The organism is Streptomyces sp. NPDC052109 (assembly GCF_040680195.1).
Taxonomy (GTDB): Bacteria; Actinomycetota; Actinomycetes; order Streptomycetales; family Streptomycetaceae; genus Streptomyces.
The window spans coordinates 66,982-83,299 of sequence record NZ_JBFAWF010000026.1; the positions used below are offsets into that span (position 1 = coordinate 66,982).

Below are 16,318 nucleotides of genomic sequence, written 5' to 3' on the forward strand. Positions count from 1 at the left end.
ATGGCCCTGTGTGAGCCGGAGCAGGGAACGCCATCTCTGCGGCGACGTGGGCGACGGGACGGGCGACGCAGAGACGCTTCACGAGTAGGGGCCTGCCGTGGACGGTCAGCCGGGGGTTACGCGGTGGGACGCGAAGAACTCCGTGCGGTGAAAATTCCCTTTCTTCACACGATGTTGAGGCAGTCCAGGAACGGCTCCGCGGTGGCCGCCTCCCCGGTGATCCGGCAGTGGTCGCGCCACGCGGTCCGGGTCGTGCCCCATGCGATGAAGTCGGTCGCCGTGCTATGGATCCGGGCGGCGGCGCCGTCCGCGGCACCTGGCTCCACCGTCAGCGGGCCGTCCGGTCCGTCGGCGGGAACGACGGTGGCGGTCGTGGCGCCCGGTCCGGTGAACTCGAGTACGAGCGGCCGGCTGACCGTGGCGGTGAGTTCGGTCCCCTGCATCTGCGGGATGCCGGCGAGCATGAACTCGACTGCCGGCGCCACCAGCTCGTGGTCGGGCGGAGGGACTGCGAAGGGAAGCGGACCTCCGGGTTCGAGCATGTCGTAGCGCAGGTGGCACAGGACGTTGAAAGCCATGGTGTTCGCCAGCAAGTGCCGGGGATAGGTGCCCAGGCCTGGTACCAGTACCGGTTCGTCCGCCTGCGGTCCCTGCTGTCCCGCCTCCAGGATCTCCAACTGCCGGGGGGTGAAGCGACGCCACTCCTCGATCACCTCGGCGTGGCTCCGGCCGCGGCGTTCGTCGACCCTCATGTCGTGGTAGCGCTCGCGGTTCTTGGGCCACGACGGATCCGGGGCGGGAGGGTCGACGGCCTCATGAGCGAGGGCGCCCAGGTGGGCGAGCACGTCGATGACGCGCCAGCCCGCACAGGCTGACGGAGACTCCCATCCGCGGTCGTCCACCAGAGGCACGATCTCCGACAGCTGCTCGCTGCTGCGCCGCGCCGAGGCGACACCCTCTCGACTCATCAGCCTCTTCCTTCCACGCGCCCCCTCGCTGCAGGCCACCGCACGAGCTGTCACGCTGCCGGCGCCCGACGGGACATCCGATACGTCGCTGCCACGTCCGCCCGGCCCAGGCCGTTGCTCACTGCCAACTGCAGTCGATCACGCACCACTTCGACGATTCCAAGCTCCAGCCCCGCATCCCGCGCCGCGTCGGCGATCAGGCCGGCGTCCTTGGCCGCCGCCTCCAGGGGGAAGGAAGGGGTGTCGAGGTCGTCGCTGATCATCTTCGGGCCCTTGGACTGCACGTAGGTGCTGTTCAGCGCACTGCCGTTGATGACGTTGATCAATTGGCGCGGGTCGACACCCAGACCCTCGGCGAGTGCCAGGGCCTCGGCGACACCCTCGACGGTGGTCAGCACCCAGGAGTTGTAGGCAAGCTTGAGGCTGCTGGGCTGGCTGATCGCGTCGAGCCAAACGGTGCGCGTGCCGACGGCGTCCAGCACTGGTTGGACCCGCTCGCCCGCGCACATGTCGGACGCGGCGGCCAGGATGGTCAGGGTTCCGGCGACCGCCGGTTCCTTCGTGCCGAGCAGTGGCGCCTCCACGTAGGCCACGCCCATCGCGGCGGCCTTGTCCGCCAGGCGCCGGCTGCCTCCGGGCGAGACGGTGCAGCACTGCAGCCACACGGCGTCCCGGTCGATGCCTTCGCGGGCCTGGTCGACGGTCTCGGCGACGATCCGCTCGTTGGCGAGGATGGTCAGCACGACCTTCGCTCCCCGGCACGCCTCGGCGGGGCTCCCGCAGACGACGGCGCCGACCTCGGCGAGCGCCTCGGCGGGCTCGCGGCTGCGGTTCCACACCCGCAGTTCGAGCCCTGCGGCGGCAATGTTCCTGGCCATCGCGTCGCCCATGGTACCGATCCCCAGCACCGCCACGACGGGGCGTCCGTGTCCCCTCGGTCCGGTGTCGCGTGTGTTCATGGAAATCCTCCAGGTCAGCGTCCCGATGCCCTGCGCGCTCAGGCGCCCTGGCCGATCCACACCGTCTTGGCGTTCATGAACTCGCGCATGCCCAGATCGGACAGCTCCCGTCCGTAGCCGCTGCGCTTCACGCCGCCGAAGGGGATCTCCGGGTAGCTGGTGGTGTTGCCGTTGATGAACGCCATGCCGGACTGCACGTCGCGGACGAACAGCTCACGCTCAGCGGGATCCTCGCTCCACAGGTTCGAACCGAGCCCGTACGGGTGCCCATTGGCAATCTTGAGGGCCTCCTCCAACGAGGAGACGGTGAAGACCTGCGCGACGGGGCCGAAGACCTCCTCGTGGAACATCTTCATCTGCGGCGTGATGCCGGTCAGCACGGTCGGCGGGTAGAACCAGCCCGGCCGGTCCGGCCGCTTCCCACCGGTCAGGACGGTCGCACCCTTGCCGACCGCGTCGTCGACGTAAGCCTCCACATCCGCCCGGCCCGACTCGGTGGCGAGCGGACCGATGTCCGTAGCGTCGTCCATCGGATCGCCGACAACAAGCGCGGCCATCTTCGCGGTGAACTTCTCCAGGAACTGCTCGGCGATGTCCTGGTGGACGAAGAAACGCTTGCCGTTAATGCACGACTGCCCGTTGTTCAGGGTTCGCGCCCGCACCGCCACCTCCGTGGCCCGCTCCAGGTCTGTCGAAGGCATCACGATGAACGGGTCGGATCCGCCGAGTTCGAGGACAACCTTCTTGATCTCCTGACCGGCGATGGTCGCCACCGACCGCCCGGCCGGCTCGCTGCCGGTCAGCGTCGCGGCCGCCACGCGGTCATCCCGCAGCACCTGCTCCACCCTGCGCGCGGAGATCAGCAGCGTCTGGAACGCGTCGGCTGGGAACCCCGCCTCGCGGAAGAGCTGCTCCATGTACAGGGCGCACTGCGGCACGTTCGAGGCGTGCTTGAGGATTCCGACATTCCCCGCCATCAAGGCGGGCGCCGCGAACCGCATTGCCTGCCACAACGGCAGGTTCCACGGCATCACGGCCAGCACCACGCCGATCGGCTGGTAGGTCACGAACGTCTGCTTGGCGCCCACGCTTTCGGCGTCACCGTGCTGGTCTCGTAGGAAACCCGGTCCCTCGGCGGAGTAGAAGCGCAGTCCCCGCACGCACTTCGCCACCTCTTCCTGCGCCGCTTTGAGGGTCTTGCCCATCTCGGTCGTGATCACGCGGCTGACGGCGCCCGCGTCCTTCTCCAGCACATCGGCCGCCCGGCCGAGCCATCCAGCCCGCTGCTCCACGCTCGTCAGCCGGTACTCGACCGCGGCCGCGGCGGCGCGGGCGAGCTTCTCGTCCAGTTGCTCTGGGGTGAGTTCGTCGAAGCTCCTGAGAACCTCACCCGTCGCAGGGTCCGTCGTCGCAATAGCCATATATCGAGGCTACGACCGCGCGCAACACCCCGCAAAAGCTGAGAACGCAAATATGGACGCCCACGTCGTTGATTATGCGCGCCGTCCAGCGGCCCACCCTTCAGGGGATCTTGCGACCGAGTTGCCGCAGCATTCCTCTCTTAGCCGCTTAGCAAGAAAGGGACGCCAGCCGAGTAACAAGAGATGTTCAGGTCAGGGCGTTCGTGGAATTCCGTAGGCAGATTGTGAGCCAAGAAGCCGGCGGCTACACCATCGCCGGGGTCCACCACCTCTCGTCCACCGTCACTGGCAGGAAGCACAGCAGTGAGTGGTACCGACCGGCGGCTGTTCAGCGCCGATCGCATCGACGACAGGCTTTCCCGTCCCCTCCGTGAGAGCACCGGCTTCGGGTTTCTTTAAATGTCGCATTATTCCATGTCATCGTCGGAATCCACGTGTACAGGGGAACCCCACGACTGGAATTCGAAGGAGCAAGCACCGGGTACCGGGCCGCCGAGCCGGTAGCCCGCGCTCAGAACGATCCGCCGATCGGATCCGTGGTCCTCGTAATACAGGATTACGGCGTAAATGCTCACCAGCCGGAAGCGTCCCGTCCGACCTTGAAAAAGCCACGCACAGGCTCCGTGCCTCAGCAAGTCCTGCCGCCACTGCCGGAGCGTGTCAGGCGCCGGAGGCGCCGTGGCCCACCATGGAAAGGGGGTCGACGACGGAGTCGAATGTCTTCTCGTCGACGTGACCGCTTGCCAGCGCGGCCTCCTTGAGTGTCTGGTCGTTGGCCAGCGCGGCTTCGGCGATGTGTGCCGCGTTCTGGTACCCGATGACGGGGCTCAGTGCCGTGACCAGCATCAAGCTCTCGTCCACGTACTGTCCGATCTTCTCCCGGTTGAGTTGCGTACCGCTGACGGAGAAGGTGCGGAACTTCTCCATTCCGTCGGCGAGGATGCGCGTGGAATGGAGGAAGTTGTTGATGATCACCGGGCGCATGGCATTCAGCTCGAAGTTGCCCTGGCTGCCGGCGAAGGCGACTGCCGTGTCGTTGCCGAGCACCTGAATGGCGATCATGACGATGGCTTCGCACTGGGTCGGGTTGACCTTGCCGGGCATGATCGAGGAACCGGGTTCATTCTGCGGGAGCTCCAGTTCTGCGAAGCCGGTACGCGGACCCGAGGCCAGCCACCGCATGTCGTTGGCAATCTTCATCAGGGCGACGGCCAGCCCGCGCAGTGCGCCGTGCGCCCGCACCATCGGGTCTAGGGACCCCTGTGCCATGAACTTGTTCTCAGCCGTGACGAACGACTTGCCGGTCAGCGCGGCGATCTTGCCGGCGACGTCGCGGCTGAAGCCTTCGGGTGCGTTCAGCCCCGTGCCGACGGCGGTGCCGCCCAGCGCGAGTTCGAGCAGACCGGCGCGGCTGTGCTCGATCTCCTCGATGCAGGCGCGCAGTTGCGCCGCGTAGCCGGACCATTCCTGCCCGACGGTGAGCGGTACGGCGTCCTCAAGGTGCGTGCGGCCGATCTTGACGACCATGGCCCATTCCGTGGCTTTCGCCTCGATGGACGCGGCGAGCTCCCGGGCCTGCGGCAGCAGGTGCTCGTCGATCTCCTGGACGGAGGCGATGTGCATCGCGGTCGGAAAGCTGTCGTTGCTGGACTGGCCCATGTTGACGTCGTCGTTCGGGGCGACCGGCTCCTGGGTCCCGAGCGTGCCGCCGAGCAGCTGCGACGCGCGGTTGGAGATGACCTCGTTGACGTTCATGTTGCTCTGGGTGCCCGACCCCGTCTGCCAGACGTAGAGCGGAAAGTGGTCGTCGAGCTTGCCGGCGATGGTCTCCTCCGCCGCCCGTACGATGGCCTGCTTCTTCCAGTCGGGCAGGCGTCCGGCCGCAGCGTTGACGAGCGCTGCCGCCTTCTTCACGTAGCCGTAGGCGTGGTAGACCTCCTTCGGCATCCGGTCGCCGCCGATGGAGAAGTGGAGGAGCGAGCGCTGCGTCTGCGCCCCCCAGTACCGGTCCGCCGGCACGTCGACCGTGCCCATACTGTCGAATTCCTGCCGGCTTCCGCTGGCATGGATCCCGATCGGCAGGTCCTTCATCTCCCGGGTCGACTGGTTGTCGCTCATTGCCCGCCCTCCAGGTCGTCCGGGCGATAGACCGGGTCCCACATCGCGTCCTGGACCGCCTGAATGAGGTTGTCATGAGACTTAGTCGCGACACCGTCCGCTGCCGCGGCTTTGGCGACGGCGACCGCGACCGTCGCGGACGACGCCCTCAGGTTCGCAACCGGCGGCAGGAGCGATGCTCCGGGCGCCGACACATCGACCTGGCCTGCCACTGCCTCGGCTGCGGCGAGCAGCATGTTGTCCGTGACGCGGCCGGCTCCCGACACGATGGTGCCCAGGCCGAGCCCCGGGTAGAGGAGGGCGTTGTTCGCCTGCCCGATCTCGTAGGAGACGCCGTTGTACTGCACCGGCTCGACCGGGATCCCGACCGCCATCAGTGCCCTGCCCTCGGTCCAGGGCACCGCGTCCGATGGCATGACCTCGATGCGACTCGTCGGATTCGACAGGGGCAGCAGGATCGGGCGCTCGACACCCTGTGCCAGCGCCCTTACGACATCCTCGGTGAACGCGCCGTGGGCCGTGGAGGTGCCGATGAGGATGGTGGGCTTGACGTGTCGGATCGTGGTGAGGAGATCGATCTCACCGTCACCCCACCCGCCGACCTCGGACTTCGAGCGCGCGTAGACCTGCTGGTAGTCGGGGAGGTCCGGCATATCATCGGTCACCAGACCGTGGACATCGATCAGCCAGATGTTCTTCTTCGCCTCGTCGGGGGTCGCACCGTCCCTGAGCATCGCCGCGTGGATCTGATCGGCCATGCCGGTGCCGGCGGTGCCCGCCCCGAAGACGACGAGCCGTTGCTCGGGCCAGCGTCCTCCGGTGACTTTCAGGGCCGAGAACGCAGAAGCCATGACGATCGCGCCGGTACCCTGCATGTCGTCGTTGAAGATCCGGTACTTGTCGGCGTTCTCCACTAGGATCCGCCGGGCATTCGACGGCCCGAAGTCCTCGAAATGCAGCAACGCGTTCGGGAACAGCTCGGACGCGGTCTGAAGGTACCGGGCGATGAAGTCGTCGTAGCGCCGGCCGCTGACACGTGCGTGCCGGTTGCCCAGATAGGACGGATTGTTGAGCAGCTGCTCGTTGTCCGTCCCCACGTCGAGGTTCACGGCGATGACGCGGTTGGGGTCGATGCCCGCGGCGGCCGTGTAGACGGCGAGTTTCCCGATGGAGATGTCGGTCCCGTTGACACCCCAGTCTCCGATGCCCAGGATCTCCTGGGCATCGGAGACGACGATCAGATCGACGTCGTCCGCGCCGAGGCCCAGCGATTGGAACGAGGCCCTCATGTCGTCCGGGCGGTCGATCGACAGGTACACCGCGCGCGAGTCGCGGTAGTCGACCGACCACTTCTCGATCGCCTCGCCGACCGTGGGGTCGTAGACGACCGGGAGCAGCTCCTCGAGGTGGTCGCCAAGCAGCCTGAAGTACAGCACCTGGTTCCGGTCGTGGACCTCGTTGAGGTAGATGTACTTGTGCAGGTTGGAAGGCTGCTGCAACAGCTGTGCGTAGGCCCGGCGGGCCTGCTCGTCGAGTGTCTCGACCGCTGCCGGCAGCCGCCCCGTGATCCCCAGCCTCGCCCGCTCCTCCAGCGTGTACGCGGTACCGCGGTTGCGATAGCGATCCTGCAGCACGGTCGGCTTGACAGGCATTGTGGTGTACCTCCAGCTGTTGCGAGTGCTGAGCGCTCAAAAGCGAGCGTGGCTTCGCACGGCGGGAAAACGTCCCGGGCCCCCTGGGGGTCAGCTCTCGCCAAGCTCTTGCTTTGCCTCCACGGCCTGCCCGTGCCGCTGCCTTCAGCGTCCTTAGACGGTCACGGGAGTCTCGGGCTTCATCTCGTAGGAACGCTGGATAGCCGGATGCCGGGTCCCGAGGCCGTCCGTGACCTTGCGCTCCCATGGAACCGCCTGGAGCTGCTTGGTCTCCTCAAGCATCGATTTGGGCTCCAGGTTTCTGAAGCTGTCGACCTCCCCGGCGGCTACGGCCGTCAGCGTGGCAAAGACCGGTTCGGGGTCGAACTGCGGGCGGGGGAAGGCGAGCTTGGAGTAGTCGAAGAGCCGCTGCGAGGCGTCGTCCTCCCAGCTCTCCCAGGTCTGGAACATGCGGTCGTTGAAGCCGGTCAGGAAGGGCCCCGGGTTGACCGTGGCGACTTCGATGTTGTACTCCTGCAACTCGTAGGCCATGGTCTCGGCGATGGCCTCGACCGCGTGCTTGGAGGCGGAATAGATGCCGGTGAAGGGATTGACGTTCAGGCCCTCCCGAGAGGACATCCAAACGACGCGGCCGGCCCCGCGCTTGATCATCTGCTTGACGATTCCCTGGGTGAGGACCAGCGGACCGGTGACGTTGACCTCGAACTGGTGCCGGATGTTCGCCTCGGGAATGTCAACCGTGGAGCCGCCCTCACCGACACCGGCGTTGTTCACCAGGATCTCCACACCCCAGTCGAGGGCCTTGCGGCGGTCTCCGTCGTTCGTGACGTCGAGCTTCACGACCTGAAGCTCGACTCCTCGCTCCGCCGCCTGCCACTTCAGCGTCTGCACCTGGGCGTAGATCTCCACCCCGGCGATCACGTCGAAGCCCTTCTCGGCGAGGCGCATGGCGGCCTCGAACCCGAAGCCGGTGCCTGCTCCCGTGATGAGGACCTTCCTCAAGTCCTTCAACGCTGCATTCGCCATGTGGACTCGTTCCTTTCACGTCCTCGTCACTCCACGGCGCTGCAGGGACCGGCACACTGCAGGAAACGCCCAACGGCACGCACCTCGCGGTGGTCTTGTGAGCAAAAGGTGAGGCCGGGCGAGGTGACTGCGGTCAAGCCTTGAAGCCGTCTGCCACACGCAGCGCCACCTGGATCTTCAGATCGGGCCCCGACGGTCCCCACGCCGTACCCAGTATTCAGTCTGGGCCCGCATGGGCCTCCCGGCAACTCAGCGAACTCGATCTGGCCCGCATTGAATTCCGGCCCACGCTTCGGCAACTCAGCATCGAGCTATTGGCCTCGAAGACTTACCCGAGCTCGCGTACCACCGCGGCTCAGTTCGAGAGCTCAGGGTGCTCCGCCGCGGACGAGGTAACCGACGTAGGGCGTGCCTTGCCGCGGGCAAGCCGTTCGAGACGTTTGCCGGGGTCCAGGTAGGTCGGGATCACGTGTCGGCCCCACGTTCCGTTGACGAGGCCCGCGAACGCACCGTACAGGCCGAGCGCCGCGGTGAAGAAGCCGAAGCCGCTCGCAACCCTGATCAACATGGTGGATTCGACGAACTCGCCTGCCGTGAGGACGGAAACGTTAATGGTAGTGGAGACGAATGCGGCCAGGAGCACGCCCGTAGTTCGAACTGCCGCAAGCGTGAGGACGAGGAGGATCACTGCCCACGGCAGCAGAAACTGGCCCATCCCCGTGTGGGCCTGTTCCAGGGGCAATGTAACGACGATGAACCTGGCGGAGACCACGAAGCACAGCCAGAACGCGCCGAGCACGGTGAACGCTGTGCACCCAGCCTGCTCCCCTGCCTGAACTCAAAGATACCCGCGATCATCTGGACAACGCCGCCCACGAAGAACTCGAGGGGCCGCGCGGCAGGAAAGAGGGCCGGATTGATGCCGGCATTGAAGAAACTCTGGATGATGTTTGCCATGCTGAATGCAATGAGGCCGAGCGGCGCAGGGTCGGGCGCGGTGAGTCCAGACGGCGGAGCCGCAGGTACGGACGACGACGGATTCGACACGGAAGTACCCTATCTGCGTCTCGTTTTGCTGCTCGTGTCAAGCTGGCCAACAGGTTGCGTATGGTTCGCCGGAGATGAAATCGAAGCGGGCACGTGACACTGGCAGGCTATGGACAAAGTCTCGGCATGGCGCTTCGATGGTGCAGCACCCCAGAGCGAATGATCATCACGAGCGCCGCCGACCTCAAGCACCACATCCGCCGTTCCACCATGCTGGAGTAGCCGCCTCCACCTTGCTGGGGCGAGCACACCTGAACGAATCAGAGACCGAGGCGCATCCGTCGGAGATCCACCAGAGGGAGTTGCTCCCTGTAGAAGCCCCGGAGAGCAATTAACGTGGCCTGCTGGTGATTTTCACTTGCCACATAACCGCGGAAATTCGGGCGGTATTGAAACCGACGCCGACGGGAACGTGAATGCGAGCGCCGTGTATTGAAGTTCCGCGTCGCCGCGAATACATCCTCCGGTTGCCGCGGTCGCCCGGCGCGGGTAGCATAAAATGATATATGAGCGCGCCCCAACATCAAGGGGGGATCAGTCGTGGGTCGAATTCTTATTGTACTTACCGGTGCAAGCTACTGGACATTCAAGAATGGACATCGCCATCCGACTGGATATTGGGCCGAGGAATTTGTAGCACCCTACAGTGTCTTTACGGACGCTGGCTACGAGGTCACCGTGGCAACGCCGGGCGCCGTTATCCCCGTCGTCGACACCATGAGCCTGCAGCCCCGGTACGCGGGCGGCGAGGAGAACATGCTCAAGGAGACGGCGGTCATCGAGTCGGCCGAACAGCTCCGCCATCCCGTCGCCATCAAGGACGTGCGACTCGAGGACTATGACGCGGTCTACTACCCGGGCGGGCACGGCCCAATGGAAGATCTCGCCTTCGACGCGGACTCCGCCGTACTGCTCCGCAAGGCACTCGCGTCGGGCAAGCCCCTCGCCATCGTCTGCCACGCCCCTGCCGCGATCCTCGCGACCCGCGACGAGCACGGCAAAACGCCCTTCGCGGGCCTCAACGTGACCGGATTCTGCAACGAGGAAGAAGAGGGCGTCGGTTTCGCCAAGGACGCGAAGTGGCTGCTGGAGGACGAGCTGAAGAAGCTCCCCACCAAGTACACACGTGGTCCCGCCTGGGAGCCGTACATTGTGTCGGACGGCAACCTCCACACGGGACAGAATCCGGCTTCGTCGGGGCCGCTGGCGCGGGAAGTGGTCAAGGTTCTTTCCTGAGACCGGAGTTGGGATCCGGACATCTCAGAAGCGGCCCGGCGGCACGCCAACCTGGCTCCTCCTCCGGAAGGTGCACCCATGTCCACGCAGAACACCGCCCACCCCCTCCAGGGCCGCGTCGCGGTTGTGAGTGGGTGGTGGGGTGGCAGCGGGTGGGCGTCGGCGGGTTCGTGATGTGGGTGTGCTGGTAGTAGGTCCAGGACGGGGTTGTGGTCGCTGTCATGGGGTGATCAAGCGGGTGTTGTGGTGGGGCTGGCTGGTTGGTTGCTGGCTGTCATGGGTTTCGCTGTTCCTGTGTGAGGGGTTGTCGGGGTGGGGTGGGCTGGGCTGTATGACGGTTCAGGGGGTTTCGGCGGGTGAGTTCCGGGCGGGGTCGGCTGGGGCTGCGCTGACGGGGGGTGTGCTGTTGGCCCGGGGGGGTGTGGTGGTGCGTCGGCTTCTTGCGGTGGATGGGGAGGGGACGCTGTCGGCGCTGCATGTGCGGATCGCGGCGGGGTTGGCGGGTGTGTCGGAGCGGACGGTGTGGCGGTGGCTGGCTGATGGGCGCCGGGGGCCGTGTCGAGGCGCGGCCGCGGTAGGACGGGTTTTCGCTGAGTGACGCCTTGTGGGAGGTCCTCGGGGAGGCGGGTGGGAACGTCGCGGGAGTTGCGTCGCAGGATGCTCCGGGCCCAGGAAGAGGGGGTTGTTGGAGGGGTGGGGTGCGCAGTGTGTGCTCTCGCTGCCGACGCTGCACCGGGTGATCAAGCGGGATCTGGGGGCGGGCCGGGTTCTTGAAGTAGCTCGTCCGGCAGGGGCCAGGGTGGGGCTGGAGCCGAGCCGGTATGACCGGGCGTTGGCAGTTGTGGGGCTCGTGGACGGGGCGGGTGGTCCGCTTGTTGTCGATGGGCCGGCCGTCGACGTGCCGGTGCTGGAGGGCGCCGCGGATGCGGGGGTGCGGGGCGGCGGTGTGCGGTTGTATGTGCCGGGGGCCCGGCTGGTGTCCACACGGCAGGTGGCCGCTGTGGCGGAGGCTGTGGGGCATGCGGTCGCGGCCCGCGGGATGTGCTGTGTGTAGGGGGACACGGGCCTGGGGAAGACGGTCGCCGTCGAGCAGGCTTTGCATCTTCTGCCCGGCCGGGTGCCGGTGTGGCGGGCGGTGGCCGGCCGGGCACCCGGTCTGCCACGGCTGCGGGCCTCGCTGTGTGAATCGCTCGGGCTGCCGTCGGGGGCGCTGCCGCACCGGGCCGGGCCGGCCAGCCAGGCTTTGACGCGGGCACTGGCCGAGCCGGGTGTGCTGTTTCTCGATGACGCCCAGCGGCTGACGCCGCCATTGCTGGATTACCTGCGGCAGTTGTGGGACGCGCCGGGCTGTGCGGCGGCGCTGGTGCTGTGTGGGGCCGGAAGCGAGCGGGCCCTTGCTCGTGCTTCGGCAATGCGCTCGCGAGTGCTGACCTGGCATCAGGTCGGCCGGCTTGAGCCGTCTCAAGTGCCGCAGGCGCTGACCCTGTTCCATCCGGTGTGGGCGCAGGCGAACCCGGAGGACCTTGCGCGGGTGGATGAGCAGATGGCGCGCGGCAATTTCCGCACGTGGGCGAAGATCACGTCGCATGTCTACGCAGCCCGCGAGCGCGGTCCCGCACGGCGTGTGGACCGGGAGTTGATCGAGCAGGCCTGCGCGCGTCTTGGCCCTTACCCGTGACGGTCCGCGCTGCTCGGAGGGCTCGTGTACGGGGGGCCTTCACCTGTTCCGACGGGGTGAACGAAGACGGGCTTCACGGAAAGCGGATGAGAACGAAGGGGCATGGCGTGGACGGGCAGCCGATGGCGCCGCCAGAGGATCCGGCCGGTGTTTTGGGGGAGGAGTCGCTGACGGCGTTGCGGGCGCCGGCGGTGCGTCGTCTGCTGGCGCTGCGCGCCGAGCGGCGGCTGTCGCGGGAGCATGTGCGCCTGGCTGGGGAGTGCCTGGGGGTGTCGGAGCGGACGGTGTGGCGGTGGCTGGCTGAGGCCTCCCGGTCGCCTCAGGCCGCGATCCGCCCCGGGGAACGCAGCGGTGACCGGTTCGAGGTCACCAGGGAGATCCGGGTGCTGTTGGCGTACTGGCACGGCAACGCTTCCGCGGTCTACCGCCAGTTGGTGGCCCGGGCCCAGACCGGCGGCCGTGAAGAGCAGCCGACGGCGGCGTCTGACTCCGCGGCTTCTCCCGCGGGCGCCCCGCCGGCTGCGGTGCCGTTGCTGGACCCGGTGCCGTCGTTGTCGACGTTTCTGCGCGCGGTGCGTCGTGATCTCACCGCGGGGGAGCGGGCCGGTCTTGCGACGGGACCGGATGCAGCACGCGCGCATGACGTCTTCGGTAAACGGGCGGCCTCCTGGCGCAATCACGTATGGGAGGCCGATCATGTCCAGGCACCGCTGCTGGTCGATGCCGACGGTGACCTGGTGCGCCCGTGGGTGACCTGGTTCATCGACACCGCCACCAAAGTCATCACCGGCACCGCGGTCACCCCTGGCGTTCCTTCCCGTGCCTCCGTGCTGGCCGCGCTGCGCGCCGCTGTGCTGCGTGAGGAGCCCTACGGCCCCGCGGGAGGGACACCGGAGCAGGTGCGGGTGGACCGGGGCAAGGACTTCCTGTCGACCACCGTCACCGCCGCGTTCGGCACGATGGGCGTGACGGTGAAGGACCTTCCCGCTTACAGCCCCCATCTCAAGGGCACGGTGGAAAACCTCAACCGAGCCGTTGACCGGATGCTGTTCGCGGCCCTGCCCGGCTACACCCTCACCAAGCCCCGCTCCGGCCGGCGACGCAAAGGCGTGGGCAAGCCGGAGACGTCCGATGCCATGTCGTTTCAGGACTTCACCGCGGAGGTGCTGGCCTGGACCCACTGGTGGAACACCGAGCACCGTCCCAAGGCGCTGTCCGGCCGTACGCCGCTTGAGGCATGGCAGGCCGATCCGACCCCTGTCACGGACATTCCCGCCGCCGACCTGTGGACGTTCACCCTGGAGGACGACGGCCGCCCGCGGAAGCTGACCAGTCATGGTGTGCGGTGGCGCGGGCGCAGCTACATCGCACCGTGGATGACCGGCCAGGCCGGCCGTACCGTCACCGTGCGCTACATGCCGCACCACGATCACGAGATCGACATCTGTGACGCGCGCGGCGGCTATCTCGGGCCCGCGCACCTCGCGGACGCGGCCACCCCCGAACAACTCGATGCCCTGCGCACAGCCCGTGCGGAGCGTGCCCGACGTCTGCGCGCCGAGGTGAAAGCCGCCGAGACGCTGCGCCGACAGCGCTTCGCCCCGGCCACCACGGCCGGGCCGGCCCAACGGCTGGGAGCCCTCACCTCCGCTCAAGCCGGGGATGAACTGGCCGCCGTCGAGCACACCGACGCCTCGAAGCTGGCGCTGCCGGACCTCATCCCGCCCGCCGCGCCGCCGGCCGACTGGCGCACACCGCCCTCCCTCGCCACCCGAACCACGCCGGACCGTCCAGTTTCGCTCCAGCCCGAACCCGTTCCCGACGGTCCGCCCGGACAAGCCGCAGACCCTGCTGAAGACGGAGACGCCACGTGACCGCGGCCACCTACCAGTACGTCGACCTGCCCGATGCGTCCGTGGTCACCACCCGCGCCCTGCTCACCGCCCGGGAGAACATCACCGACACGGTCACCGCGCGGGCCATGATGTGCATCCACGGCGGCGCCGGCTTCGGCAAGACCCTCGCCGTCAACACCTGCTTGCGCGGACTCGAACCGCACGAGGACGTCCGCAAAATCACTTTCCGGGCCCGTCCCACCGCCCGCGCGGTGCGCTACGAACTGTTCACCGCGCTCGACCTGGCCGGTGAACCGCCGCGCCACCCCAGCGAATTCGACCGCCTACTGAAAACCGCCCTGGCCGAACGCCCCCGCGTCTTCCTCGTGGACGAGGCCCAGTGGCTCAACGGGGAGGCGTGTGGGTTGCGTGGTTGGCGGTGAGGCGGGAGTTGCCTTTCTTCAGCCGTCTCGTTGATTCCTTCGGTGGTGCTTGCATGGTTCAGGTGCTGCCTTAACCGAGGTGGGCGTCGACGTGATGGCGGTGGAGAACGTGGGGGAGAGGCCTCTTCTTCGGCTGGTGGAGGGCGGGCTCACCGACCTGGTCCGTGACGCCGGACGGGTACCGGATGTGTGGGACTTCCAGGCCGGCTGCGCCCGCGCGTTCGCGAACACGTGGGTGGTGCGGGGGTTCGCCCCGAGCACGATCGGTGACTACACCTCCCTGCTTCCGCGGGTGCTGGCCCACTTCCAGGCGCCGGTGTGGCAGATCGAGCCCGTCGACGTGGACGCGATGCTGCACAGTCTGCTGCTCGCGGGCCGGAGCGCGGGAACCAGGCGCCGCTATCTGGACATGCTGCGGGCGTTCCACACGTTCGTACGCTTGCGCTACGCGACCGAGATCCACGCCCTGTATGGCACGACGGTGGCCGATCCGCTGGACCGGTTCAACCGGCTGCGCCACGTGTGGGACGAGCCTTCTCGCCGGCTGCCGCCCACGGCCGAGCGCCTCACCGCTTTCTTCGCTTTCGCCCGCGCCCGGCTGGCCGTCACGTCCGACTATCCGGCCGCGGCGCGCGATTACGCGCTGCTGCGCACGCTGTACCACTCCGCTCTGCGGCTCAGCGAAGCGCTCCGCCTGGATCTGTGCGACGTCCATCCCGGACTCGGCCCGTGCGGCAAGCTCCACGTGCGGTTCGGCAAGGCGGCCAACGCCTCGGGACCACGCCCGAGATGGGCACCCATGCTCGACGGACTGGACCAGATCCTTGCCTGGTACCAGAGCGACATCCGTCCCTTGTTCCCCGACACCGCCGCGCTGTTCTGTGACGCCTACGGCGAGGCCCTGAAGCCGGAGACCGTACGCGACCGCCTCTCACGTCTCCTGGATAGCGAAGGCCGCCCCGAGAGCGACCGGTTCACCCCGCACGACCTGCGCCGTGCCTGCGCCACGCACCACTACGAGCAGGGCATGGACCTGCTCACCGTCCAGCAGCTCCTCGGCCACCACCACATCGCTTCCACCATGGCCTACGTACGGCCCAGCCTCACCTTCGTCGAGGACGCCTGGCGCCGCGCCACGCTCATCGCCGTCACCGGCCTGGCCAGCTGACCTGGGAGCTCCGGATGACCACACCCCCTCCTCTCCGTGCCGTCGAACCCGCTGCTCCTGCGCCCGAGGTGGAATGGAAGCTGCGGATCGCCGCGGCACAGCGCGGCATCTGGACAGGCACGCAGCTGCGCTGCCTCCTGGCCGAGCGGGCCGGTCTCACACTGTCCGCCGCCTCGGTCTCCGCGCTGTTCACCAAGCAGCCCTCCCAGGTGAAGCTGTCCACCCTGGCCGCCCTGTGCGCAGCGCTCGACTGCACCCCGGGCGACCTGTTGACCTTGCGCGAACCCACCGCGTCCTCACCCTCCACGCCGCGCATCGCCCCCACGCCTGCTACGCCATCCCCGCAGCAACAGCCCGGACCCCGTCACCGGTCCCTGCCACCGCTATGACCGCGTCCAACTCCGCCACGCGTCCGCCCGCCACCGTCGCCAGGGCGTCGCGGACCGTCAAAGACAACTGCTCGGCCTGCCACCGACTGCGCTGGCTGCACCCGGACACGGGCCGTTGCGCATGGTGCTCCCGTACCTGCACCCTCTGCGGCGCTCCACGACGGTCCGCCCAGGATCTGTGCGCGGCATGCCGGCGCCGCTCGGCAGGACAACCGGCCCTGGGCCCCTGTCAGCACTGCGGGCGCCGACGTACCCTCGACGCTGCCACCCAGCGCTGCCGGGCCTGTACCGATCCCGCCACCGCACCACCGGCACGCTGTGCGCGCTGCAAAACCCTCGGGCAGTGGGCCAAGAGCCTGTGCAAGCGCTGTTACGAGC

At 67.6% G+C, this 16,318-nt stretch carries 13 protein-coding genes and 1 pseudogene; 7 read left to right on the forward strand and 7 right to left on the reverse strand.

All coding sequences use genetic code 11. The annotated features are described in order from the left end of the window. Positions 1-164 precede the first annotated feature (164 nt). The 7 genes and pseudogenes from AB0L59_RS35730 to AB0L59_RS35760 all read right to left on the reverse strand — a co-directional run bounded on the left by AB0L59_RS35730 (position 165) and on the right by AB0L59_RS35760 (position 9,101). Positions 165-968 (reverse strand): maleylpyruvate isomerase family mycothiol-dependent enzyme, encoded by an 804-nt coding sequence (locus tag AB0L59_RS35730; RefSeq protein WP_365590832.1) that lies wholly within the window; start codon positions 966-968, stop codon positions 165-167. Between the two features lie 50 nt (positions 969-1,018). Further along, positions 1,019-1,927, reverse strand: coding sequence for an NAD(P)-dependent oxidoreductase (locus tag AB0L59_RS35735; protein WP_365590834.1), 909 nt, complete (start codon positions 1,925-1,927; stop codon positions 1,019-1,021). A gap of 38 nt (positions 1,928-1,965) precedes the next feature. Then, positions 1,966-3,348 (reverse strand): NADP-dependent succinic semialdehyde dehydrogenase, encoded by a 1,383-nt coding sequence (locus AB0L59_RS35740; protein WP_365590835.1) that lies wholly within the window; start codon positions 3,346-3,348, stop codon positions 1,966-1,968. A 660-nt stretch (positions 3,349-4,008) separates the two neighbouring features. Beyond that, on the reverse strand, positions 4,009-5,466 hold the full coding sequence (fumC, locus tag AB0L59_RS35745) for a class II fumarate hydratase (protein ID WP_365590837.1): 1,458 nt from the start codon (positions 5,464-5,466) through the stop codon (positions 4,009-4,011). Beyond that, the gene (locus tag AB0L59_RS35750; RefSeq protein WP_365590839.1) at positions 5,463-7,118 is read right to left on the reverse strand and encodes an NAD-dependent malic enzyme; all 1,656 of its coding nucleotides are present in this window, start codon (positions 7,116-7,118) and stop codon (positions 5,463-5,465) included. The genes fumC and AB0L59_RS35750 overlap by 4 nt, the downstream gene beginning before the upstream one ends. A 153-nt stretch (positions 7,119-7,271) precedes the next feature. Further along, on the reverse strand, positions 7,272-8,144 hold the full coding sequence (locus AB0L59_RS35755) for an SDR family oxidoreductase (protein WP_365590841.1): 873 nt from the start codon (positions 8,142-8,144) through the stop codon (positions 7,272-7,274). 355 nt (positions 8,145-8,499) lie between these two features. Then, a pseudogene (locus tag AB0L59_RS35760) lies at positions 8,500-9,101 on the reverse strand (acetate uptake transporter). Here AB0L59_RS35760 and AB0L59_RS35765 point away from each other — a divergent pair. From AB0L59_RS35765 to AB0L59_RS35795, 7 genes are all read left to right on the forward strand, one after another. Further along, a complete protein-coding gene (locus AB0L59_RS35765; RefSeq protein WP_365590918.1) occupies positions 9,064-9,288 on the forward strand; it encodes a hypothetical protein in 225 nt (74 codons plus the stop codon). The pseudogene AB0L59_RS35760 and the gene AB0L59_RS35765 overlap by 38 nt on opposite strands. A 443-nt stretch (positions 9,289-9,731) precedes the next feature. After that, positions 9,732-10,427 (forward strand): type 1 glutamine amidotransferase domain-containing protein, encoded by a 696-nt coding sequence (locus AB0L59_RS35770; protein ID WP_365590843.1) that lies wholly within the window; start codon positions 9,732-9,734, stop codon positions 10,425-10,427. A gap of 1,066 nt (positions 10,428-11,493) precedes the next feature. Next, positions 11,494-12,105 carry an ATP-binding protein gene (locus tag AB0L59_RS35775; RefSeq protein WP_365590905.1) on the forward strand — a complete coding sequence of 204 codons (612 nt, stop codon included), beginning with the start codon at positions 11,494-11,496 and terminating at the stop codon, positions 12,103-12,105. Positions 12,106-12,212: 107 nt separating this feature from the next. Further along, on the forward strand, positions 12,213-13,979 hold the full coding sequence (locus AB0L59_RS35780) for a Mu transposase C-terminal domain-containing protein (protein ID WP_365590845.1): 1,767 nt from the start codon (positions 12,213-12,215) through the stop codon (positions 13,977-13,979). After that, the gene (locus tag AB0L59_RS35785; RefSeq protein ID WP_365590847.1) at positions 13,976-14,383 is read left to right on the forward strand and encodes an ATP-binding protein; all 408 of its coding nucleotides are present in this window, start codon (positions 13,976-13,978) and stop codon (positions 14,381-14,383) included. Before AB0L59_RS35780 ends, AB0L59_RS35785 begins: the two co-directional genes overlap by 4 nt. A gap of 79 nt (positions 14,384-14,462) precedes the next feature. Further along, entirely contained in the window at positions 14,463-15,551 is a 1,089-nt protein-coding gene (locus AB0L59_RS35790) for a tyrosine-type recombinase/integrase (RefSeq protein ID WP_365590849.1), read from the forward strand. 14 nt (positions 15,552-15,565) lie between these two features. After that, complete coding sequence (locus AB0L59_RS35795) at positions 15,566-15,940, forward strand: helix-turn-helix transcriptional regulator (protein WP_365590851.1); 375 nt, start codon at positions 15,566-15,568, stop codon at positions 15,938-15,940. Positions 15,941-16,318: the final 378 nt, after the last annotated feature.